This window comes from Hyphomicrobiales bacterium (assembly GCA_017642935.1).
Classification (GTDB): Bacteria; Pseudomonadota; Alphaproteobacteria; order Rhizobiales; family MH13; genus MH13.
Window position 1 is genome coordinate 122663 of the sequence record JAEPOK010000002.1, and the last position, 19929, is coordinate 142591.

Here is a 19929-nt window from a genome sequence, read left to right on the forward strand (position 1 = left end):
CTAAAGGTTGCGCTCGGCTTCGATGTCTTCGCGCAGCCCCTGAACCATGTCGAAGAACCGGCGCATCACCTCTTCGGCCGTGTCCATGACGGCGTCTAGTTCCTCGTCAGTTGGCAAGTCAAGACGTTCGCGCACTGATGGCTCGTTCACGCCATCTTCAGGAATCAAGGACAGATCCTGCTCGTCCGCCTGGAGTGCCTCACGCGCTGCCAGCAGTTCTTCTTCGAGCCGCTCAACCTCGGCGTCCAAGCGATTGATCTCTGCCTCATAGGCCAAGCGATCGTCAGCCGTCAGACGGCAAATCCACCCGTTCTGCGTTTCCTGGCATTCGCTGATGTCGCCGGATTGCCGATCAATCCGCAGAACGCCATCGTCGACTTCAACAATCAAATACTGATCACCGTCCAGCGGATCGGTGACGAGTTGGGCGGATGCGGAACCAACCGTCAAGCAGGCCGAAGTGAGAAGGGCGAGGGCAAGGCGCATGTCAGTATCCCTTGTGTTCACGCAGGGTGGTGCCTTTACTTTCATATCCGCACGGCAAAGGTATGACCATTCGACTTGCAAGGTACGGTACTGCTTGAACGTTCAACCCAGCTTCCCGGTTCCTGAGCTTCCACCAGCCTTTGCCACCTGGTTCAGCGGTAAGGGATGGCAGCCGCGCGCCCACCAGTTGGAACTGCTGGCGCGCGCCGAAGCACAGCGTGACGCATTGTTGATCGCGCCCACCGGCGCGGGCAAGACTTTGGCAGGGTTCCTGCCTTCGCTTGTCGATCTGGCTGGCAAGACCACATCGCGCCGATCAAATCGGCCTGGCGGGTTGCACACGCTCTACATCTCGCCGCTTAAGGCACTGGCGGTGGATGTGGCGCGCAATCTGACCACACCTGCCGAAGAGATGGATTTGCCGATCCGGATCGAAACACGCACCGGGGACACGCCGCCCTCGCGCCGTCAGCGGCAAAAGCGCAATCCGCCAGACATTCTGTTGACGACGCCCGAACAGTTGGCGCTGCTGCTCTCGCACGTTGACGCCAATCGCATGTTCGGCGGTGTGAAGCGCGTGATCTTCGATGAGTTGCATGCGCTGGTGACGTCTAAGCGTGGCGACCTTCTGGCCCTGGGACTGGCGAGGTTGCGCAAACATGCGCCCGACTTGGTGGCGACGGGGCTTTCGGCGACGGTTGCCGATCCGCAGGCACTGGCCGGCTGGCTCGCACCGCAGAATACTGACGCGCGCGACCAAGCCGACATCGTGACGGTTGCCGGCGGCGCGCGTCCGGACATCACGATCTTGGAAAGCGAAGAACGCCTGCCTTGGTCTGGTCACATGGCGCGCTACGCCTTCCCAGAGGTCTTGCAGGCCATCGCCAAGCACCAAACGACCTTGGTTTTTGTCAACACGCGGGCGCAAGCCGAACTGGTGTTTCGCGAGCTTTGGTCTATCAACGAGGACTCGTTGCCCATCGCTTTGCACCACGGCTCGCTGGATGTCGGTCAGCGTCGCAAAGTCGAAGAGGCGATGGCGAAAAACGCCCTTCGGGCCGTCGTGGCAACATCCACGCTCGATCTCGGGATCGACTGGGGCGATGTGGACCTTGTGGTCCATGTTGGTGCGCCGAAAGGCGCCAGCCGTCTGGCGCAACGGATTGGGCGCTCCAATCACCGCATGGATGAACCGTCCAAAGCCATTCTGGTTCCGGCCAATCGGTTCGAGGTGCTGGAGTGTCGGGCGGCACTGAAAGCTAATTATGACCGCGCCCAAGACACCGCAACCATCCGCGATGGGGCGCTCGATGTGCTTTCCCAACATGTCCTTGGCATGGCCTGCTCGGATGCCTTTGCCAGCGATGATCTTTTTGCCGAGATTCGTTCGGCCTACCCGTACCGTTTGCTGACGCGTGAAAGCTTCGGCCGCGTCGTGCAGTTCGTCGCCACTGGAGGCTATGCGCTCAAGAGCTATGAGCGGTACGCTCGCATTCGCCAGCGCAAGGACGGTTTGTGGCGCGTGGCCAATCCCGATGTCGCGCAGCAGTACCGGCTGAATGTCGGCACCATCATCGAAATGCCCGTTCTGACGGTACGGTTGGTTTCGGCCAAACAGGCGGCGCAGCGTTCATCCGGCGCGCTTCGTGGTGGACGCATTCTTGGCCAGGTCGAGGAGTATTTCCTGGAAACGTTGGTGCCAGGCGACAGCTTCTTGTTCGGCGGCGAGGTGGTGAAGTTCGAAGGCATTCGCGAGCAAGACGCGCTCGTCTCGCGCACCGAATCCGGTGAACCCAAAATCCCCTCCTATGCCGGCGGCAAGTTTCCTCTTTCGACCTATCTGGCCGATGGCGTGCGCGCGATGCTTGCCGATCCGGAGAGCTGGGGTGAACTGCCTGATCAGGTGAGCGATTGGCTGCGCATGCAGCGCGACAAGTCCGCCCTGCCAGGCCGCGATGGTTTGCTGGTCGAGACATTCCCGCGCGGCAATCGCCATTACATGATTTGCTACCCCTTCGAGGGCCGGCTTGCGCATCAAACCCTTGGCATGCTGCTGACCCGCCGCATGGAACGGGCGCGCGCTAAGCCGCTCGGCTTCGTCGCGACCGATTATGTTCTCGGCGTTTGGGGTCTGGCGGATTTCGGCCAGAAGATCACCGACGGCTCAATGCCGCTGGATGATCTCTTCGCGCAGTCCATGTTGGGTGATGATTTGGAAGAATGGATGGGCGAGAGCTATCTTCTCAAGCGCACGTTTCGCGCTTGCGCCCTCATTTCCGGGCTGATCGAACGGCGGCATCCTGGACAAGAAAAATCCGGACGGCAAATGACCGTTTCCTCAGACCTCATCTACGACGTCCTGCGTCAGCACGAGCCCGACCATATTCTGATGCAATCGACCTGGGCCGATGCGGCATCCGGGCTGCTCGACATCGCTCGCATCGGCTCTATGCTGGCGCGGATTGAAGGGCGAATCACCCATCAAAGGCTCGATCGCATTTCACCTCTCGCCGTGCCCATCATGTTGGAAGTCGGCAAGGAGCCAGTGTTCGGCGAGGCGCGCGATCAGGTTTTGGAAGATGCCGAAAGCCTGCTCGAAGAAGCGATGGGCGGTTCCTAAGCCCCGATCTGAGGACTGAAAACGAACCGTGTCTGCCTGGCTTAGCCAAACCGCCCCAGCGAACGAAGAAGCCACCAGCGCGACCATAACCTTGGCCGGCGAAACGCTGGTTGCTGACCGCTGCGGCGCGCTCTATTGGCCGGACGAAGCGACACTTGTTGTTGCCGACCTGCACCTTGAAAAAGGTTCGTCTTTCGCGCGTTTCCGCAATCATTTGCCGCCCTACGATACGGCCGCGACGCTGCGCCAACTGGCCGCGATGGTTGATGCCTATCGGCCGACGCGACTGATCGCGCTCGGCGACAGCGTGCATGATCGCAGCGCCTGGGAACGCCTATCGGACTCTGATCGCCACAGCCTCAGCGGCCTTTGTCATCGGGTTGAGGACTGGATTTGGATCGCAGGCAACCATGACCCCAAACCGCCAGTCGGCGTTCCCGGACGGAGCGCCCAAGAACTGGTGATTGGATCTTTGGTATTTCGCCATGAGCCGGGCGGCGAGGTCGGTGCAAAGCAGGCCGAGGTCGCAGGTCATCTGCACCCAGCCGCGCGAGTGATTGGCAAGGGTGGATCGGCGCGCCGTCCGGCCTTTGCCCATGATGGCAAACGGCTCATCTTGCCGGCCTTCGGCGCCTATGCCGGCGGGCTTTGTCTTTCCGCTGAGCCTTTTCGGCACTTGCTCATCAAAGCAAGCATGCGGGCGTCGGTCTGTGGACGCACACGCATGTTCACCGTGCCTAGTAGCCGTATCTTGGGCTGGCGCTGAATATCTGATTTAGACGATCGTCAGCACCGCCATGACGCTGAGCAGCGAGCAGACGAGTGCCGTCAGCATCGTGCGCAAATGGCCAAACCAAGGCGGGGCACCATCATCTTCAGCGTCGCCGACATCCCACGCGCCTTGCGCGGCGAATGACACAGCCAACATGACCAGTGCGGGAAACGCCGGCAGAAGGACTGCGATCCAGCCGATCAGCGACGGGATCACCGACAGCGTGAAACGTGCGTCGCGCGTTTCCGGGTTAGACAGCAGCAAGCCCATGCCCCACCGAACACCGCCAAGAAAGGACAGGATGACCGCGCCATAAACGACCGTCGAGCGCAGCGCCAAGTCGGCGCTCACAAGCCAGAGGCCACCAAGCGCGAAGATAATCACGCCGGCAACAAACGGTATGGCGCCGGTCAGACCGAGCCAGAGCGGCGCTTTGGGTACGGTTTGGAGGGCAGTGAAAACGCGCATTGGCCGTCCTTAATTTGTGGTCACGATCGGCGGAAGACCACGGATCCCAACCATCCGGTGAACAGGGCCAGGACCACAGCAAGACCGCCATACATCAGTTGATCACGCTGGGACATGCGGAAGATGAACTGTTCGAACCCCGTCTTGCGCACCAGAATGCCCACACGCTCCTCGGCGAGCAAGACGCCACCGGAAAACAGGTAGACATTCACGTCAAAAAGGCCAAGCGGCACGTCGGCGGGAAAGGTGGCGCGGGCACGGAACAGCGTGTTGTCGATGACGGCGACCGCGTTGGGATCTTCCTGATAGACGCGCGCTTCGCGTTGCAGCCGCAAAAACGCCCGCTCGAAAACCCGTGGATCGATCCCTTCGGTTTCCGGCGCGTCTGCCTGGCTGTCATTTTCGCCTTGGCTGTCATTATCGGTGGACACGGCATTGTCGTCCTCCTCTTCGGGCGACAAAACCTGCTCGATACCGATCTGAAACCGGCGGAGCAGCGAGGAATGCGCGATCTCCGAAACCGGCCGATTGGAAAGCACCGTGTAGGCGCTGGGCACGCCCTCAAAGGTGCGCGCGCGGGTGTTCACCCAAACACCCAAAACCCGTTCCTTCAGACGCGTCACACGATCTGATTGCGGGCCGGTGACCGTCACAACGACATCATAGTCGGACGCCCGGGGCACAGTCGCCGCGTCACGGCGCACCGCGCCAAACACGGTGATCGCTGAGCCGGTGAAGTTGGAGGTGATATCGACCGTGCGCTCCGACAGCGTCACGATGAGCGATTCTGCCCGCACTGGTAGAGCGACCAGAAATGTCAGCAGGAGGATCAGAGCTATCCGCATCATCCGCCGATCTCCGTCACGGAGAAGAGTTCTGCCGGTTCGATGGCCAGATCAAACAGGAACCTCGCGCCGACTGACAGGATCAGCAGCGCCAGCAGCAAACGCAATTGTTCGCCTTTCAGCTTTTGCCCCGCCGAGGCACCGAACTGCGCGCCAAGCACCCCACCAACCATCAAGATCAATCCCAGGATGATATCGACGGACCCGGTGGTCAATGCGTGCAGCACGGTGGCGACTGCCATCGTCACCAGAATCTGCACCAGCGAGGTGCCGATCACCACATTGCCAGGAACCCGCAGGAGATAAATCAGCGCTGGCACCATGATAAAGCCACCGCCAATGCCAAGAATGGCGCCCGCGAAACCAATCAGCAGCCCCAGCGTGACAACTGGAATGACAGAGATATAGAGACGAGATTTCTTGAAAGCCGTCTTCAGCGGCAGCCCGTGCACCCAGGTATGCTGACCGGGTTTGCGGTTCGACACCGCCCGACCGCGTGCGCCGCGCCAGACCGAGCGCGCGCTTTCGAAAAACATCATGCCGCCAATCGTGCCCAAAAACAGCATGTAGGAGACGGAAATAATGAGATCGAGCTGGCCGAGGGCGCGCAAAATCGAAAACAGCCAAACGCCGAGTGAAGAGCCGATGACGCCGCCGCATAAGAGGACGCCGGCCAATTTGAAATCGACGCCGCCTTTGCGCCAATAGCTCAACACACCGGAGGTTGAGGAGGCAACAACCTGGCTGGTCACTGTGGCCACAGCAACGGACGGCGGAATGCCGGAAAAAATGAGAAGCGGCGTCAGCAAGAACCCGCCGCCCACTCCAAAAAGACCCGAGACGAAACCCACCGCGCCGCCCATGCCCAGAATGAGGAACACGTTGACGGCCAATTCGGCAATGGGCAGATAAATCTGCATGGGGTGGGCTGACTTTCGGGCAGGCTACAAAATGCCGGACGGCGCGAACAAACACGGTCTGGCTGATCGTGTATGACCCCGGCATTGGTCGGGGGTCAATCAACGCAGGGCGTGTTGTCGCCTGCCTACGACTAAAGGTGTGTGCGTTCGCGCCCTACCGGCGAGTTTCGCCGTCAATGACTAAAGGCTACGGCCCTGTCGCAGGGCATCCAAGAGCGCCTGGTCGATGGTATCAGAGTCACCAAGCCCGACCGATTGGCGGAAGGCACGCACCGCTTCGTTGGTTCTCGGACCGAGCAAACCGTCTGCTGGACCTGGATTATAGCCGCGTTCAGCCAGCAGCGCCTGTGCTTCTGCGATGAGGCGCTGCGTCGGTGTCGCGCTGGCGCTTTCGGCTGAATCATCCCAGCCACCGGCTGGACCTTGAACGGCAACTGCCGCGGTTTCCACCGGAACGGGCCGCCAATTATCGACCCGGGCACGCGCGAGCGCCAATGCTTGCTCGCCCAACACGCCGGCAACCTCATCACGGCGCGCGACGGCTTCATTGTCGCCGGCGTTGGCGGCAAGGGCGAACCATTTGTAGGACTCCATCAGATCGCGTTCGACCCCCATGCCGCGCGCATAAAGAACGGCAAGGTTGAACTGGCTATCAGCTAGGCCGCGATTGGCGGCGGGAATGAACCAACCGGCGGCGCGGGCGAAGTCAGGCGCTTGTCCGCCACCTTCGGCGGCCATGACCGCCAGATTGTGCATCGCGCGAGGATTACCGCCAAGTGCCGCGCGCTCGTACCAAGCGATGGCGCCGTTGCGATCTCGATCGACGCCGCGACCCTATTCGTAGAAGCTTCCTAGACGATAAGCCGCCGGGATGACGCCCTGGTCTGCAGCGCGGCCATACCAATGGGCGGCAGCGCCTAGATCCTGCGACACGAAGCGGCCTTCCATGAACCGCGTAGCTATTTCGAACGCAGCGGTAGGGTCACCGCTGGCAGCAGCGACACGCAGTCGAGGCGAGCCAATCGCTTCAGGCAATGCATCAGCGGTTGCCGCCGGTAGCGATGGCGTCGGGAGGTTGAGTAGAGGCCCGAGATCGTTGGCTGGTGGGGGTAGCGCTGACTCCTGCGACGCGATTTGCGGCGCCGTTGGCTCCGGACCATCTTGAATGGCGGCGAGCTCGTCTGTTGCAGCTTCGGCCAATTGGGGTGTTTCGGCCATAACAGGGCCACGATCGCGCTCAAAGCCGCTGCCGACGACGCCGTCGCGCGCCAGGCTGTCTTCTGAGACACGTGGTGAATCGGCAGCCAGTTCAGACCCGGCTAGCGTGCTTGCGTCCGCAGCGCTATCGGCGTCTTCAGTTTGTGACGGCTCTGCCGGCAGGACATCATCGCTGGTCGCTAAGCTTGCGCCCTCACCCACGGCGCGCACTGATTCTTCCGGCGCGGCGCTCACATCAGCGTCCGAGCCATCGGAGACGGGTGCTTCAGCGGGTGCGATCGGCGCGATCACCGTGTCGGCAGCGCGGTCGCCCGGCATGATCAGATTGACGACAAAAAGACCAAGGCCAAGGGTGAAGAGCACCAGGGCAAACAGCATAGCGCGGGAAAGCACGCGCTGGCGTTTCTCATCCTTTGCCTTGCGCTCGGTTTGCTGCTTGCGCGCGGTTTTAGCTGCACCACCCAGGGCGTTCATCGGATTGTCTGTTGGGTCGGCGGCGGGGGTGGTCGGTGAGGATGCCGGCTCGTTCAACGCTGGTTTGTCTAGCCCAGGCTCAATCCGAGCGTCGTCCTGCTGACGACCTCTCGAGCCTGCCAGGTTGGGGCCCGACATGGTGTCTGCGCCGCCGGATCCCTGCGGTGCAGCACCCACTGATGATCCGCCGCCAGCTTGCAGGGCTGCAGCCTGCGCAGCGCGGCGCGCGGCGGCGATGAAGCTTGCACGCTGATTGGCGGTGTCACCTTGGGCGTTGGCGTCCTGGGATCCCGTAGCTGCCGACTTGGCGCGACGCGACGTGCGGGCCGGACGTTGCGGGGCCGCATTGATGGCGCCTGAAAGCTGACGCAGCAGCGTTTGCGCATCGCCGGGCGCCGGGATCACGTCGGGCGCGTCAGCCTCTTCAGCCTTGTCGTCTGCGAACTCATCGTTCGACGCGTCGCTGCTCGCGGCCATCGAGGATAGGTCAAGCGGCGGAAGCTCATCTTTTTCCGGAAGGCTTCCCTTTGGCAGGAGATCATCAAGTGGCGAAACTGTCTGAGCGGGTCGCGCGTCAGCTTCAGTCTCTACCGGTTGCGGCTCTTGTGCCGACTCCGACGGCCGGTCGAAGGCATGCGCCATCTCTTCCAATGATGGCTGAGGCTTGGGTGCTGGCGTTTCAACCGTCGCCTTTTCGGCAAGGTGGCGCGCGGCCAGATCGTCCGTCTCCAACGCATCGATACGGCCGATGACCGTTTCCAACGCGCCTTGAACGCTTTCCAGCGTGTCCAGCATGCGCTGGTCCTGGTCGCTGGCGTGTTCGCGCAGGGCAACCAGTTCGCCTTGCAGCGCCTGCATACCCAACGCGTCTTGCGTTTCAGCCTGCGGGTCGAACAAGCCCAACGACTGAACGCGGTTGGCAAGATCGTTTATCTCGCTCTCGATCTCTGGCAGGATCCCGGCATCGCCGGTGGACCGCGCGGTGTCGAAGCGGGCCGCCAGATGCCGGACCTGATCAACAATGGCGCGCTGCAAATCGCGATTGGAGCCCAGTTCGACGCTGGCGCGGGCGCGGGCAAGTTCTGCGTGCAAACGGTTCACATCATCGCGGGAGATGATGCCGGCCTCTGAATGGCGCTTGTTAAGCTCAACCAACTGGCTTTCCAGCGAGGCCAGAGCAACATCAGCCAGCGGCGTTGGCATTGCCTGGATAAGACCTTCCAGGCGGTTGGACATATGATCGATCAACGGTGCATCGGCGGCTGAAATCGCACGCTGAATGCCGTCCAAGCGCTCATCAACGGTATCAAGACGGGAAGCCAGGGGGTCGATGGTGCTCGACAGACGGCTGTCGATCTTCGCTTCGACCGCCTCGATAATCGCCTCGGTCTTGGGAATGGATTTCAGGCAGGACTCGACCCGCTCGCCAAGCTCGCGCACGGCCATGCCAAGCCGCGCTGTGCCATCATCTTCCTGCAAGGCGGTGACGCGGCCGGTCAAGTCGAGCAAGGCATGCTCAATCTCGCGCACCGGCATCGTCGAGCTGAAGCTATCCATCTGGCGCGAGAGCGCAGCAACCTCACGCGCCATATCCGATTGATTGGCAAGACGATCATCGAGCGCGTTCAGCCGTTCCGACAGGCCAGCAACCTGCGCGGCATAGCTCCCGGTCATCTCTTCAATGCGATCGAGCGCGGAGAAGCGTTGATCGATGCCGGCTATATCAATGGCAGGTGCGGCGTTGCGCATCTCTTCGCGGATCGTATCCAGCGCGCTCGTCAAACCACGGGCTTCGTCCTGGAAGGTGGAAAGACGCGCCATCTCCGTTTGGATGGCATCCAGACGCTGGGTGACCGCGCTGTCGTCGGCGCCGCTCGCCAAGGCTTCGATGCGCGCTTCGAGCGCGACCAGGCGCTCAACAACCGCACCGATCGCTTCGTTGACGACGTTCGGCTCCTGCGCCGCGTTTGCTGCCATCGCCTTGACGCTTTCCAGCGCCTCGGTGATGCGATCGGCACCATTGTGGGGGTCGTTTTCCAATTGCGCGATCATTGAGCGCATTTCGCCGACCAACGCGCCGGTGTTGTTCTCGCTAAGGTTGTCCAGCACCTCACGCAAGCTGGTGACCTCGCCATAAAGCGCGTCGATTTTTTCATCATGCGCGCCGACATCTTTCAACGTGTCGAGGCGGGAGAGAACGTGGCGATAGCCGTCTTCCAGAGACTGGATCGCCTCGGGTTTCGGCATTGCCGCAATTGTATCCTGAACAGCGCGGATCTGATCGCTGAGCTGCGCCAGATCGGGTCCAGTGACCACTTGCGGTGTGTCAGTGGCGGTTGCGGACGATGAACCATTGTCAACGCGCGCCTGGAGTGCGGCCACCTGTTGATGGAGCCCGGCTTGTTCGGCAGCGCTCGATTCGGCGATGGATCGAACGTCAACGACTGCGTCGGTCAAACGGGAAAACTGTTCATCCAGTCGGCTGATGAGTTGGTCCAATCCCGACGACTCGGCAGGTGGGGCAGGTTCTGGCGACGTCGCGCTGGGCTCTGGAACATGGACCGGATGCTCTGGCACTGCAGGCGGGGCGGCGGGTTCGGGCGCAGCCTGCGGGGGTGCGGCGGGGGGTTCCATCGGTGCAGGAGCCGCATCGGGCACATGCCCGTGCTCGAGCTCATGTTTGCGGCGGCGCAAAGCCTCCAATGGATCAAAGGCCCGCTGCGGGCTTGGCACTGAGGCTTGTTTAGCGGTCGTAGCCGCCACGGGTGCAGGCGCAGCCGATCCACCCGAAACTTTAGATTCAAGCGTCTCGATATTCTTGGCGATGGCGGCAAGGCGCGACTGGAGATCGTGAGCGGGCTCGGCTGCTCGCGCTCGGCTCTGCGGTTGCTGGGGCGATGCGGCGGCGGGCGCCAGCGATGCCTGGGGATCTGGTGCCTGCTGTCCAAGCACGTTTTGCATCCATTCACCGACAGTTGGCTGTGCGGCGTGAACTGCTGCGCCATGCGAGGTCGTCTGACCTGTGCCATGGTCGGTTCGATGAGTGGGTTGTTGCCACGTGTTTTGGGACTGTTGAGCCATCCCGACCCCGATTACTCTATGGTGCGTACGCTCAAGGCACGGCGCACCCCGGCCCTTTTCGCTTTGCGCTACAGTGAACCCAACATGGTAAACGAGCCGTAAAGATAACCGGTTTGTAAATGCCCCGACTTGGCATCGCCTGGATCTGAGACAGCAGCCGGAGGCCTTGACGAACCGGTGAACAAGACACGTTTTGGATAGCGCCTGACGTTAATACAACCATAAGTTGCTAAGCGCTTGCACTTGCGATAGATTTGTTGGCAATCGTGATGGAAAAACGATTCGTCATACAGTGTAATGGCGCGGCGCTAACCGGCAGAGGTACTGATGGATACTGCAACTCGAGAGACCGAATACAGCATTGGCGAACTGGCCCGCGAGTATGGTTTGACGTTGCGAACACTGCGTTTTTACGAAGACCGAGGGCTGTTGCGGCCGCGCCGGGTGGGCATGCAGCGCATCTATTCGCGCCGCGACAAAGCGCGGCTCAAACTCATCGTGATGGGCAAACGGGTTGGTTTCTCACTGCAAGAAATCGGCGAGATGCTCGACCTTTACGATTTAAAAGACGGTCAGGCCGGTCAGTTGAAGGTCGCCCGCAGCCGGTTTTTGGAGCAGATTGCGGTGCTCAATCAGCAAAAAACCGACATTGAGCAGGCCATCGTCGAGCTTGAGCGGACGGTGGAAGTTGTCACCGGCATGCTGAAGGAAAAGCAGCAGGACTTGGACGGTGGCGGCGAGGCCGAAACGCCACCTTTGGCCGCCACCGGTAGCGATTGAACGGCGCCTCGAGCGTCTCACGCCCACTCACGAACACGCGATAGACCGTGTCCAGCGCTTGCGCGGCACGGCCTAGCAGCCTAGATCGGGTTCCTTTGATGCCTTGGGCAGTCGTGCCCACACGCAAAGGATGCTGCCGATGGCGCCGACGATCGATTATTACTTCACTCTGATTTCGCCTTTCTCCTACCTGGGTCACAAGGCGTTCTTGGATGTTGCCGCCAAGCATGGGGCGGCGGTTCGCTACAAGCCGATGAACCTTGCCGGCGTCTTTGCGACTTCCGGTGCGGTGCCCATTCCCGAGCGACCGGTGTCGCGCCAGAACTACCGATTGATCGAACTTCAGCGTATCGCCGACATCCGCCAACTGCCGCTAACCCTGCGGCCGGCGCATTTCCCAACCAACCCTGCTCTTGCCAATGGTGCGGTCGCGGCGATTGCGGCCTCAGGCGGCTACCCCGCGACCTTCATGTTTGCCGCGTTCCAGGCCTGCTGGACGGAGGACCGCGACATCAGCCAACCCGAAACGGTGCGTGAACTGCTGGAAGCGACAGGACACGATGCAGCGGCCATCATGGTTGCAGCAACCTCCGATGAAATCATTGCCGCAATGGCACAGAACACCGAAGCAGCCATCGCTGCAGGCGCGGTTGGCGCTCCGGTTTACGTTTTGAACGGCGAGCCATTCTGGGGCCAGGACCGCGTGGACTATTTGGACCATGCGCTCACCTCAGGCCGCGGCCCGTACACACCCGACTAGGCCCTCGCCCCGCCCAATTGGGCAGGTTTTACGCGCAACCGGTTTTTGAGCCACCGAACGGAAGCCCCCCATGTTCCATTCATTCTTTCCCAAACCGAAGCTGTTTTTCCTGTCCTTTGCGATCTACGCCATCGTGATGGTAGTGCTTTGGCAGGTCGCCGGCGACAGGCTGCAATTCCTGTCACTTGGACCGGTCTTTGGCGTGGAAAACGCGGCTACGGTTGAACCTGGTATTGCGCCGGACGTCGAACTGCCCGGCAGCGAAGCGGTCGCCACGCAAGAGGCGGACGCAGGGTGGGCCGACCCACAGACCTTCTGGTTCTACCAGTATATGCTCACATCCATCGCGCTGTTTGTCGGCTTTTGGATGTGGTACGCGCCGCATCCCTGGCAGCTGTGGTCGGTCGCCGGCTCGGCGCTCATCTTCTTCACCAACTGGTTCCTGGTGCAACTGGATGTGATGATCAATGAGTGGTTCGGGGGATTTTACGACCTGATCCAGCAGGCCTTGGCCGAACCCGGATCGATTGACGGGCGCGACTATTATCTCGGCATCGCCACCTTCCTTCAAATCGCACTGGTCTACGTTTTTGTGGCGGTGATGTTCCGCTTTTTCGTCAGCCACTATGTGTTCCGCTGGCGCACAGCGATGAACAATTACTACACCAGCATGTGGAAGCGGGTGCGCAAGATCGAAGGTGCATCGCAACGGGTGCAGGAAGACACGATGCGCTTTGCGTCGATCACCGAGAGCCTTGGTGTCGCGCTGCTTGACTCGGTGATGACGTTGATCGCCTTCCTGCCGTTGCTGTGGGGTCTCTCAGCGGCGGTGACCGAACTGCCACTCATTGGCGAAGTGAGCCAAGGGCTGGTGTTTGTGGCGATCGTCTGGTCGATCTTGGGAACGGCTCTGCTGGCGGTGGTGGGCATCAGACTGCCCGGCCTGGAGTTCAACAATCAGAAGGTGGAAGCCGCCTACCGAAAAGAACTCGTCATGGGCGAGGATTTTGTTGAACGTGCGCAGCCGCAGTCGCTGACTGAGTTGTTTTCCGATGTGCGGCGCAATTATTTCCGGCTCTATTTCAACTACATGTACTTCAATGTGGTGCGGATTTTCTATCTCCAGATCGGCAATCTGGTGCCATTCATTGCGCTGGGTCCGACCATCATTGCGGGCACCATCACTCTTGGCACCATGCAGCAGATCATGCGCGCATTTAACCGGGTTGAAGGCTCGTTCCAGTACCTGGTGAACTCCTGGACCACGATTGTGGAACTGATGTCGGTCTACAAGCGCCTCAACGCCTTTGAGAAGGCCGCGCTGGCTACACCAGAATCCGGCCCAGAGACAGGAAGCGGCACCAAGGTTCCCTCGCCCGCCGAGTAGGCGCTTGGAATAGGCCAATCTTGACCCACATTGTGGGCATGATCACCCGCGCTGACCAGTTCATGACCATTCGCCCGGAAGGCCTCTATTGCATTCCGGGCGATTTCTATGTCGATCCAGTGCGCCCCGTGCACCGCGCCGTTATCACCCACGGACATGCCGACCATGCACGCCCTGGCCATGGGTCGGTATTGGCAACAGCCGAAACCCTGATGATCATGGCGGTGCGCTATGGCGCCGATTTCGCCGGACGAACGCAAAGCGCAGACCTTGGTGACGTGATCACGCTTGGCGATACACGGGTGAGCCTTCATCCGGCCGGCCATGTGCTTGGTTCAGCGCAGATACTGGTAGAGCATGGTGGCCATAGGCTGGTGGCCTCGGGTGACTACAAACGTCATGCCGACCCCACTGTGATGCCGTTTGAAGTGGTGCCTTGCGACACCTTCATCACAGAAGCGACGTTTGGGCTGCCGGTGTTCCGCCATCCGCCCGGCGCGGATGAAGTGGCAAAGCTTCTCACCTCGCTCGCGACGTTTCCGGACACGCCGCATCTGGTTGGCGCCTATTCACTGGGCAAAGCCCAACGGGTGATCGCCGAGGTCCGCGCGGCGGGCTATGATGCACCGATCTACCTGCACGGCGCGATGGAAAAGCTCTGCGCATTTTACCAAAGCCAAGGCATCGACCTTGGCGACCTGACGCCTGTTGCGGGCTTGAAGGCGAAAGATATGGCCGGGAAGATCGTGCTTTGCCCACCCGGCTCCATGGCCGATCGCTGGTCGCAAAAATTCGGCGAGACAATCACCTGTTTCGCTTCGGGTTGGATGCGGGTGCGTGCCCGTGCCCGGCAACGCGGCGTGGAACTTCCACTCGTGATGTCGGACCATGCCGACTGGGATGATCTCTGCGCGACAATCCTCGACACCGGAGCGTCGGAAATCTGGGTGACGCACGGCCAAGAAGACGGACTGGTGCATTGGTGCGGAACGCAAGGCATCGACGCCCGCCCGCTCAACATGATCGGCTATGGCGACGAAGGCGATGAGGCCGCTGTGCAGGAGAGCGCGGCGTGAAAGCCTTCGCCGAGCTTCTCGACCGCCTGGCCTATGAGCCGCGCCGCAATGGCAAACTGCGGATGTTGGTGCAGTATTTCAGCGCAACGCCCGATCCCGAACGCGGCCTTGCGCTTGCGGCCATCACCGGTGGACTTGACTTCAAGAACGCCAAACCAGCGCTCATTCGCGGGCTGGTGGAAGCGCGCACCGACCCGGTGCTCTTCCGACTTTCCTACGATTATGTGGGCGATATGTCGGAGACCGTGGCTCTCCTCTGGCCTGCTGATCACGGGATAAACAGCCCGCCTCCAACTCTAGAAGATGTCGTTGATGCGCTGGCAACAACGGGCAAAGCAGAGATGCCGGCGCTGATCACTCGCTGGCTCGACACGCTGGACGAAACGGGCCGCTGGGCGCTGTTGAAGCTGATCACCGGCGGTCTTCGCATCGGGGTGTCGGCTCGCCTGGCCAAGACGGCCGTCGCTGGCCTCGGCGACCTGAAACCCAATGACGTTGAAGAAGTCTGGCACGGCCTGTTGCCGCCCTACCAAAGCTTGTTTGCTTGGGCGGAAGGCAAGGGCGAGCGCCCAGAGAATGACGACCCTGCGCCGTTTGCACCCGCAATGCTTGCGCATCCTATTGAGGATGGTGATTTCGAAAAGCTGGAAGCCAGCGAGTTTCTGGCCGAATGGAAATGGGATGGCATCCGTGTGCAGGCAGCCAGCGGGATGGGCAAAGATGGCCAGCTGGTCCGACGGCTTTATTCGCGCACTGGTGATGATATCTCGCGTGCCTTTCCCGATCTCGTGGAGGCTCTACCCGAGAACGCGACTCTGGATGGTGAGTTGCTGGTGCTGATCGATGGCCGCGTTCAGACCTTCAACACGCTGCAACAACGCCTCAACCGCAAGACCGTGTCAAAGAAGCTATTAGAGAGTCATCCGGCCCATATGCGGGTCTATGACGTGCTGAGACTTGGTGGCCAAGACCTTCGGCCTCTGCCATTTGTTGAAAGGCGCTCGCGCCTTCAGGCGCTTGTTGATGAGCATGATCATCCGCGCCTCGATCTCTCTCCGATGGTAGCATTCGAGGATTGGCACACCCTTGAGGACGCGCGCGCTGACCCTGCCAGTCATGGGGCAGAGGGCGATGCCGATGCTGTCGAAGGGGTGATGATCAAACGCATCGACAGCGCCTATGTGCCCGGACGTCCGAAGGGCCCTTGGTGGAAATGGAAACGCGATCCGATGTTGATCGACGCTGTGCTGATGTACGCGCAGCGCGGTCACGGCAAGCGCTCAAGCCTTTATTCCGACTACACGTTCGGTGTCTGGAAACCTGGCGAGGATGGCAGGATGCTCGTGCCGGTCGGCAAAGCTTATTTTGGCTTCACCGATGAGGAGTTGAAGAAGATCGACAGTTTCGTGCGCAAGTACACCGTCAACCGGTTCGGGCCGGTGCGTGAGGTGATCCATGGCGAGGATGCCGGCATGGTGTTCGAGGTCGCCTTTGAAGGGCTGCAACGCTCCACCCGGCACAAGAGCGGTGTGGCCATGCGCTTCCCGCGCATCTCTCGGCTTCGCTGGGACAAGCCACCGCGCGAAGCCGACACGCTGGAAACGGTGATGGCGCTGCTGCCGGAAAGCGAACGGAGCTGAATGTAGGTGTTGTCAGCCTAAACTGGTCGCGTATCACAGCCTCGCCTCCCGCCACATTCAAACCCAGCCATTGTCTATGCCCATCATCACCCGACCTGCCCGCCGAACCGATGCACCCGGTATGTGCGACCTTCTCAACGCTATCATTCGTGAAGGCGGAACGACCGCGCATCGTGAACCGTTCTCCGGAGACAAGATGATTTCCCTCTACGTTGAAGCGCCGCTTGGCATCGCCTGTGCCGTGGCTGCGGAGGGTGAGAGCATATTGGGGTTTCAGTCGCTGGAATGGTGCGATCCGAACTGGACCGGTGATCATGCCCTGCCCGCCGACTGGACGGTTATTGCCACCTATGTGGCACAAGCTGCCCATGGCCGGGGCATCGGTCGACTGCTATTTGGCGAAACAATCAAGGCCGCCAAAGCTGCGGGTGTGAAAACGATCGATGCCACTATTCGCCACGAGAACACAGGCGGCCTCGCCTACTACAGCCGCATGGGATTTGTGGACTACCGGCAGTACGATGAAGCGTGTGCGAAGCGGTTTGATCTGACTTGATGCAAGGTCCGTTTTAACCTCGGCGACGTTGCACCAAGATGGTTCCAACGACAGCCAGCAAGACCGCCGCTAGCCCGTACCATGTGAGCATGTATTCAAAGTGCCGGTTGGAGAAGGTGAACTTTGTTTCGCCAGCCTGGGGCAAACCACCCGCGGCACTCGCTGGCATATCGACGGTGATGGGCAGGGCGTCGCTCACACCAGCGGCTTGCATCAATTGGTCCACGCTGCGTCGATAGAGAATGCCTTCCTCGAGATCGGGATCCGGCGTGAAATAGTCCGGCGGATCATCGGGCCGGACTAGCCCTTCAAAGCGCACGGTGCCGCTAGGCGCCGGACGCACAATGGCGTCTGGCAACAGGTCGAAGGGAATAAACCCACGATTGATGAAGACGGTTATATTATCCGCCGCGAGCACAAAGGGCTGCATCAGCCAATAGCCAGGCCCTTCATAGGGACCATTGGGGTCAGAAAGCGTGGTGAACACACGCACCGGCTCTCCGATGAACCGACCGACCAAAAGCGCACGGCGATAGGCAAGATCCTCGGTTCCCTGATCGACAAGCTCCGGCAAGGGTACCGCTGGGAGGGAGGGCCGGGTCTCCGCCTCGGCGATCAAGCCTTCTTTCCAGGCCAGGCGCTGCATCTGCCACGTTCCAAGGCCCAGCAGCGTGATGAAGGCGCCAAAGATAAGGGCAATCGCAAAGATGCGCTTCATCACAGTTTACTCTTGGTAGCCGCCGGAGACATCATCGTTGCGCACTTCGGTAGCATCCATCTGAAACTGCCGGGCGATCAACCACCCCTTCAGCGGGCGCAGCGGCACCAGGCAGGTGACCAGGATGATGGGTAGCGAAACCAGCCCATGGATCCAGAAGGACGGCTGGTAGGCGATCTCCAGCCACAGGGCCGCACCCACTGCGATGAAGCCAGCAAAGAAGGTGATGAAGACCGCTGGGCCGTCTCCGGAATCAGCAAAACCATAGTCCAGATCGCAGACGTCGCAGGACTCGCGCAGCGTGATCCAACCGTTGAACAGCTTGCCCTGACCGCAGCGTGGGCAGCGTCCATGAAAGCCGGCGTGCAAGGGTTCGGAGGTTTGGGGAACGACGCTCATGGCGATGGCTTTCTTAAAAAGAGAAACGGGCGATCCTACCGGACCGCCCGCTGATGGCATTGCGGCAAGGCAGCCGGCTTAGAAATTGCCGCCGCCGCCATAACCCCAGACATAGATGGCGGCGAACAGGAACAGCCAAACCACGTCAACAAAGTGCCAGTACCAAGCGGCGGCTTCGAAGCCGAAATGCTTCTCCTTGGTGAACTGCCCTTGCAAGGCGCGGAACAGGCAGACAGCGAGGAACACGGTTCCAACGAACACATGGAAACCATGGAAGCCGGTCGCCATGAAGAAGGTCGCGCCGTAAATGTGGCCGGAGAAGTCAAAGTGCGCGTGGCTGTACTCGTAAATCTGGAAGCCGGTGAACAGGATGCCCAGGAGGACGGTCAGAATGAGGCCGTTCTTAAAGCCTTCCCGGTCGCCATGGATGATCGCATGGTGCGCCCAGGTGACCGTCGTGCCCGACGTCAGCAGGATCAGCGTGTTGATCAGCGGCAGGTGCCAAGGGTCGAAAGTCTCGATGCCCTGCGGTGGCCAGACGCCGCCCAGAAGCTCGGCGCGCATCGGCTGCTCGGCTGGACCTGGGAAAAAACCGGCGTCGAAATAGGCCCAGAACCAGGCAACGAAGAACATAACCTCCGAAGCGATGAACAAGATCATGCCATATCGCAGGTGCAGAGAGACCACTGGCGTGTGATCACCGGCGATGCTCTCGCGGATGACATCGCGCCACCACATGACCATGGTGTAGAGCACCCCAAGAAGGCCGAGGCCGAACCAAACCCAAGCGCCTCCGTGAAACCAAGTGACGGCGCCAATTGCCATAACCAAAGCCGAGATCGAGCCGATCAGCGGCCACGGGCTTGGCGGGATAATATGATAATCGTGATCTGTTGCGTGACCTGAGGCCATCGTTGATCTCCTGAAATGCGATGCACCAGCGTCTGCCGATGCGTCCCCCTAAAGTCTAGTTCGTAGTGTTTGCCGCAACTTCTGCCTCGGCGGGCGCGTCAGCAGCAAACATGGTGTAGCTCAGCGTAATCGTACCGATGCGTGCACTGTCGGGATCGTCGAGAATGTCCGGATCGACAAAAAAGACGACACCCATATCGACGCCCTGGTTCGGTTCCAGGTGCTGCATCTCAAAACAGAAGCAGTGCATCTTATGGAAATAGATGCCGGCCTGTGGCGGTGAGACATTGAACGTCGCCGTGCCATAGGTATCAGCGTCGGTCAGATTGTCAGCGCGATAGAAGACTTCGGTGACCTGGCCAATCGCCACTTCGATCTCGTTGACACCTGGCTCAAGGTCCCAGCCAAGACCGGCAGCAACATTGCCATCGAACCGCACTTTGATCGTCTGGTCGGAGACTGTGTCCGGCGCCACATCGGCGACCTGTGTCGTGCCGCCAAAACCGGTGACGCGGCAGAAGAGTTCATAAAGCGGCACGGCAGCGTAGGCGACGCCAACCATGCAGCCGACGAAGACGCCCAGCGCCATCGCGGTCTTCACAGGCCTTGAGAAGGTGCGTGTCTTTTGCGCGTCGTGCTGCATCAGTAGGGCCTTGAGAGGATGCCGGGGCCTTGGATAAGGCTGACCACATAAAACACGACTACGACTGCTCCGAGAGCCAGCGCCAGCGCGATGGAACGTGACCGACGCTGTTTGGAATAGAAGTCGCGATCTTCAGCCGACATCTTCACCTCTTCGGTGTTGGTCGGGACGGGC

19 protein-coding genes and 1 pseudogene are annotated in these 19929 nt (G+C 60.5%); 8 read left to right on the forward strand and 12 right to left on the reverse strand.

Features of this window, described 5'->3' with window-relative positions; genetic code table 11:
• The gene (locus JJ917_09950; GenBank protein ID MBO6699141.1) at positions 1-486 is read right to left on the reverse strand and encodes a hypothetical protein; all 486 of its coding nucleotides are present in this window, start codon (positions 484-486) and stop codon (positions 1-3) included.
• Between JJ917_09950 and JJ917_09955 the strand changes: the two genes are divergently transcribed.
• Together JJ917_09955 and pdeM are read left to right on the forward strand one after the other, a co-directional pair.
• Positions 485-3106, forward strand: coding sequence for a ligase-associated DNA damage response DEXH box helicase (locus JJ917_09955; protein ID MBO6699142.1), 2622 nt, complete (start codon positions 485-487; stop codon positions 3104-3106). The two genes, JJ917_09950 and JJ917_09955, sit on opposite strands and share 2 nt — an antisense overlap.
• An 85-nt stretch (positions 3107-3191) precedes the next feature.
• The gene (gene pdeM / locus JJ917_09960; GenBank protein ID MBO6699143.1) at positions 3192-3872 is read left to right on the forward strand and encodes a ligase-associated DNA damage response endonuclease PdeM; all 681 of its coding nucleotides are present in this window, start codon (positions 3192-3194) and stop codon (positions 3870-3872) included.
• Between the two features lie 9 nt (positions 3873-3881).
• On the opposite strand, the gene JJ917_09965 is transcribed toward pdeM, so the two are convergent.
• From JJ917_09965 to JJ917_09990, 6 genes and pseudogenes are all read right to left on the reverse strand, one after another.
• Positions 3882-4346 carry a DUF3429 domain-containing protein gene (locus tag JJ917_09965; GenBank protein MBO6699144.1) on the reverse strand — a complete coding sequence of 155 codons (465 nt, stop codon included), beginning with the start codon at positions 4344-4346 and terminating at the stop codon, positions 3882-3884.
• Positions 4347-4366: 20 nt separating this feature from the next.
• A complete protein-coding gene (locus JJ917_09970) occupies positions 4367-5194 on the reverse strand; it encodes a TIGR02186 family protein (GenBank protein MBO6699145.1) in 828 nt (275 codons plus the stop codon).
• The gene (locus tag JJ917_09975) at positions 5191-6111 is read right to left on the reverse strand and encodes a sulfite exporter TauE/SafE family protein (GenBank protein ID MBO6699146.1); all 921 of its coding nucleotides are present in this window, start codon (positions 6109-6111) and stop codon (positions 5191-5193) included. Before JJ917_09975 ends, JJ917_09970 begins: the two co-directional genes overlap by 4 nt.
• A gap of 180 nt (positions 6112-6291) precedes the next feature.
• A complete protein-coding gene (locus tag JJ917_09980) occupies positions 6292-6867 on the reverse strand; it encodes an SEL1-like repeat protein (protein MBO6699147.1) in 576 nt (191 codons plus the stop codon).
• A 9-nt stretch (positions 6868-6876) separates the two neighbouring features.
• Positions 6877-6939, reverse strand: a pseudogene (locus JJ917_09985) (hypothetical protein).
• 6 nt (positions 6940-6945) lie between these two features.
• The gene (locus tag JJ917_09990; protein ID MBO6699148.1) at positions 6946-10755 is read right to left on the reverse strand and encodes a hypothetical protein; all 3810 of its coding nucleotides are present in this window, start codon (positions 10753-10755) and stop codon (positions 6946-6948) included.
• 456 nt (positions 10756-11211) lie between these two features.
• Here JJ917_09990 and JJ917_09995 point away from each other — a divergent pair, with 456 nt between their 5' ends.
• The 6 genes from JJ917_09995 (at position 11212) to JJ917_10020 (ending at position 17083) form a co-directional block, all read left to right on the forward strand.
• Positions 11212-11664: a MerR family DNA-binding transcriptional regulator gene (locus JJ917_09995; GenBank protein ID MBO6699149.1), complete on the forward strand. Its 453-nt coding sequence runs from the start codon at positions 11212-11214 to the stop codon at positions 11662-11664.
• A gap of 139 nt (positions 11665-11803) precedes the next feature.
• Positions 11804-12424: a 2-hydroxychromene-2-carboxylate isomerase gene (locus tag JJ917_10000; protein MBO6699150.1), complete on the forward strand. Its 621-nt coding sequence runs from the start codon at positions 11804-11806 to the stop codon at positions 12422-12424.
• A 70-nt stretch (positions 12425-12494) separates the two neighbouring features.
• A complete protein-coding gene (gene sbmA / locus JJ917_10005; GenBank protein MBO6699151.1) occupies positions 12495-13811 on the forward strand; it encodes a peptide antibiotic transporter SbmA in 1317 nt (438 codons plus the stop codon).
• Between the two features lie 38 nt (positions 13812-13849).
• Entirely contained in the window at positions 13850-14887 is a 1038-nt protein-coding gene (locus JJ917_10010; protein MBO6699152.1) for a ligase-associated DNA damage response exonuclease, read from the forward strand.
• On the forward strand, positions 14884-16527 hold the full coding sequence (locus JJ917_10015; GenBank protein MBO6699153.1) for a cisplatin damage response ATP-dependent DNA ligase: 1644 nt from the start codon (positions 14884-14886) through the stop codon (positions 16525-16527). Before JJ917_10010 ends, JJ917_10015 begins: the two co-directional genes overlap by 4 nt.
• Before the next feature lie 76 nt (positions 16528-16603).
• Positions 16604-17083 (forward strand): GNAT family N-acetyltransferase, encoded by a 480-nt coding sequence (locus tag JJ917_10020; protein ID MBO6699154.1) that lies wholly within the window; start codon positions 16604-16606, stop codon positions 17081-17083.
• A gap of 13 nt (positions 17084-17096) precedes the next feature.
• Here JJ917_10020 and JJ917_10025 read toward each other — a convergent pair whose 3' ends face one another.
• The 5 genes from JJ917_10025 to JJ917_10045 form a co-directional block, all read right to left on the reverse strand.
• A complete protein-coding gene (locus JJ917_10025) occupies positions 17097-17801 on the reverse strand; it encodes an SURF1 family protein (GenBank protein MBO6699155.1) in 705 nt (234 codons plus the stop codon).
• Between the two features lie 6 nt (positions 17802-17807).
• Positions 17808-18200 (reverse strand): DUF983 domain-containing protein, encoded by a 393-nt coding sequence (locus tag JJ917_10030; GenBank protein ID MBO6699156.1) that lies wholly within the window; start codon positions 18198-18200, stop codon positions 17808-17810.
• Between the two features lie 78 nt (positions 18201-18278).
• A complete protein-coding gene (locus tag JJ917_10035) occupies positions 18279-19112 on the reverse strand; it encodes a cytochrome c oxidase subunit 3 (GenBank protein ID MBO6699157.1) in 834 nt (277 codons plus the stop codon).
• Between the two features lie 55 nt (positions 19113-19167).
• Positions 19168-19755 (reverse strand): cytochrome c oxidase assembly protein, encoded by a 588-nt coding sequence (locus JJ917_10040; GenBank protein MBO6699158.1) that lies wholly within the window; start codon positions 19753-19755, stop codon positions 19168-19170.
• Positions 19755-19898, reverse strand: a complete 144-nt coding sequence (locus JJ917_10045) for a CoxF protein (GenBank protein MBO6699159.1) — start codon at positions 19896-19898, stop codon at positions 19755-19757. The genes JJ917_10040 and JJ917_10045 overlap by 1 nt, the downstream gene beginning before the upstream one ends.
• Positions 19899-19929 lie beyond the last annotated feature (31 nt).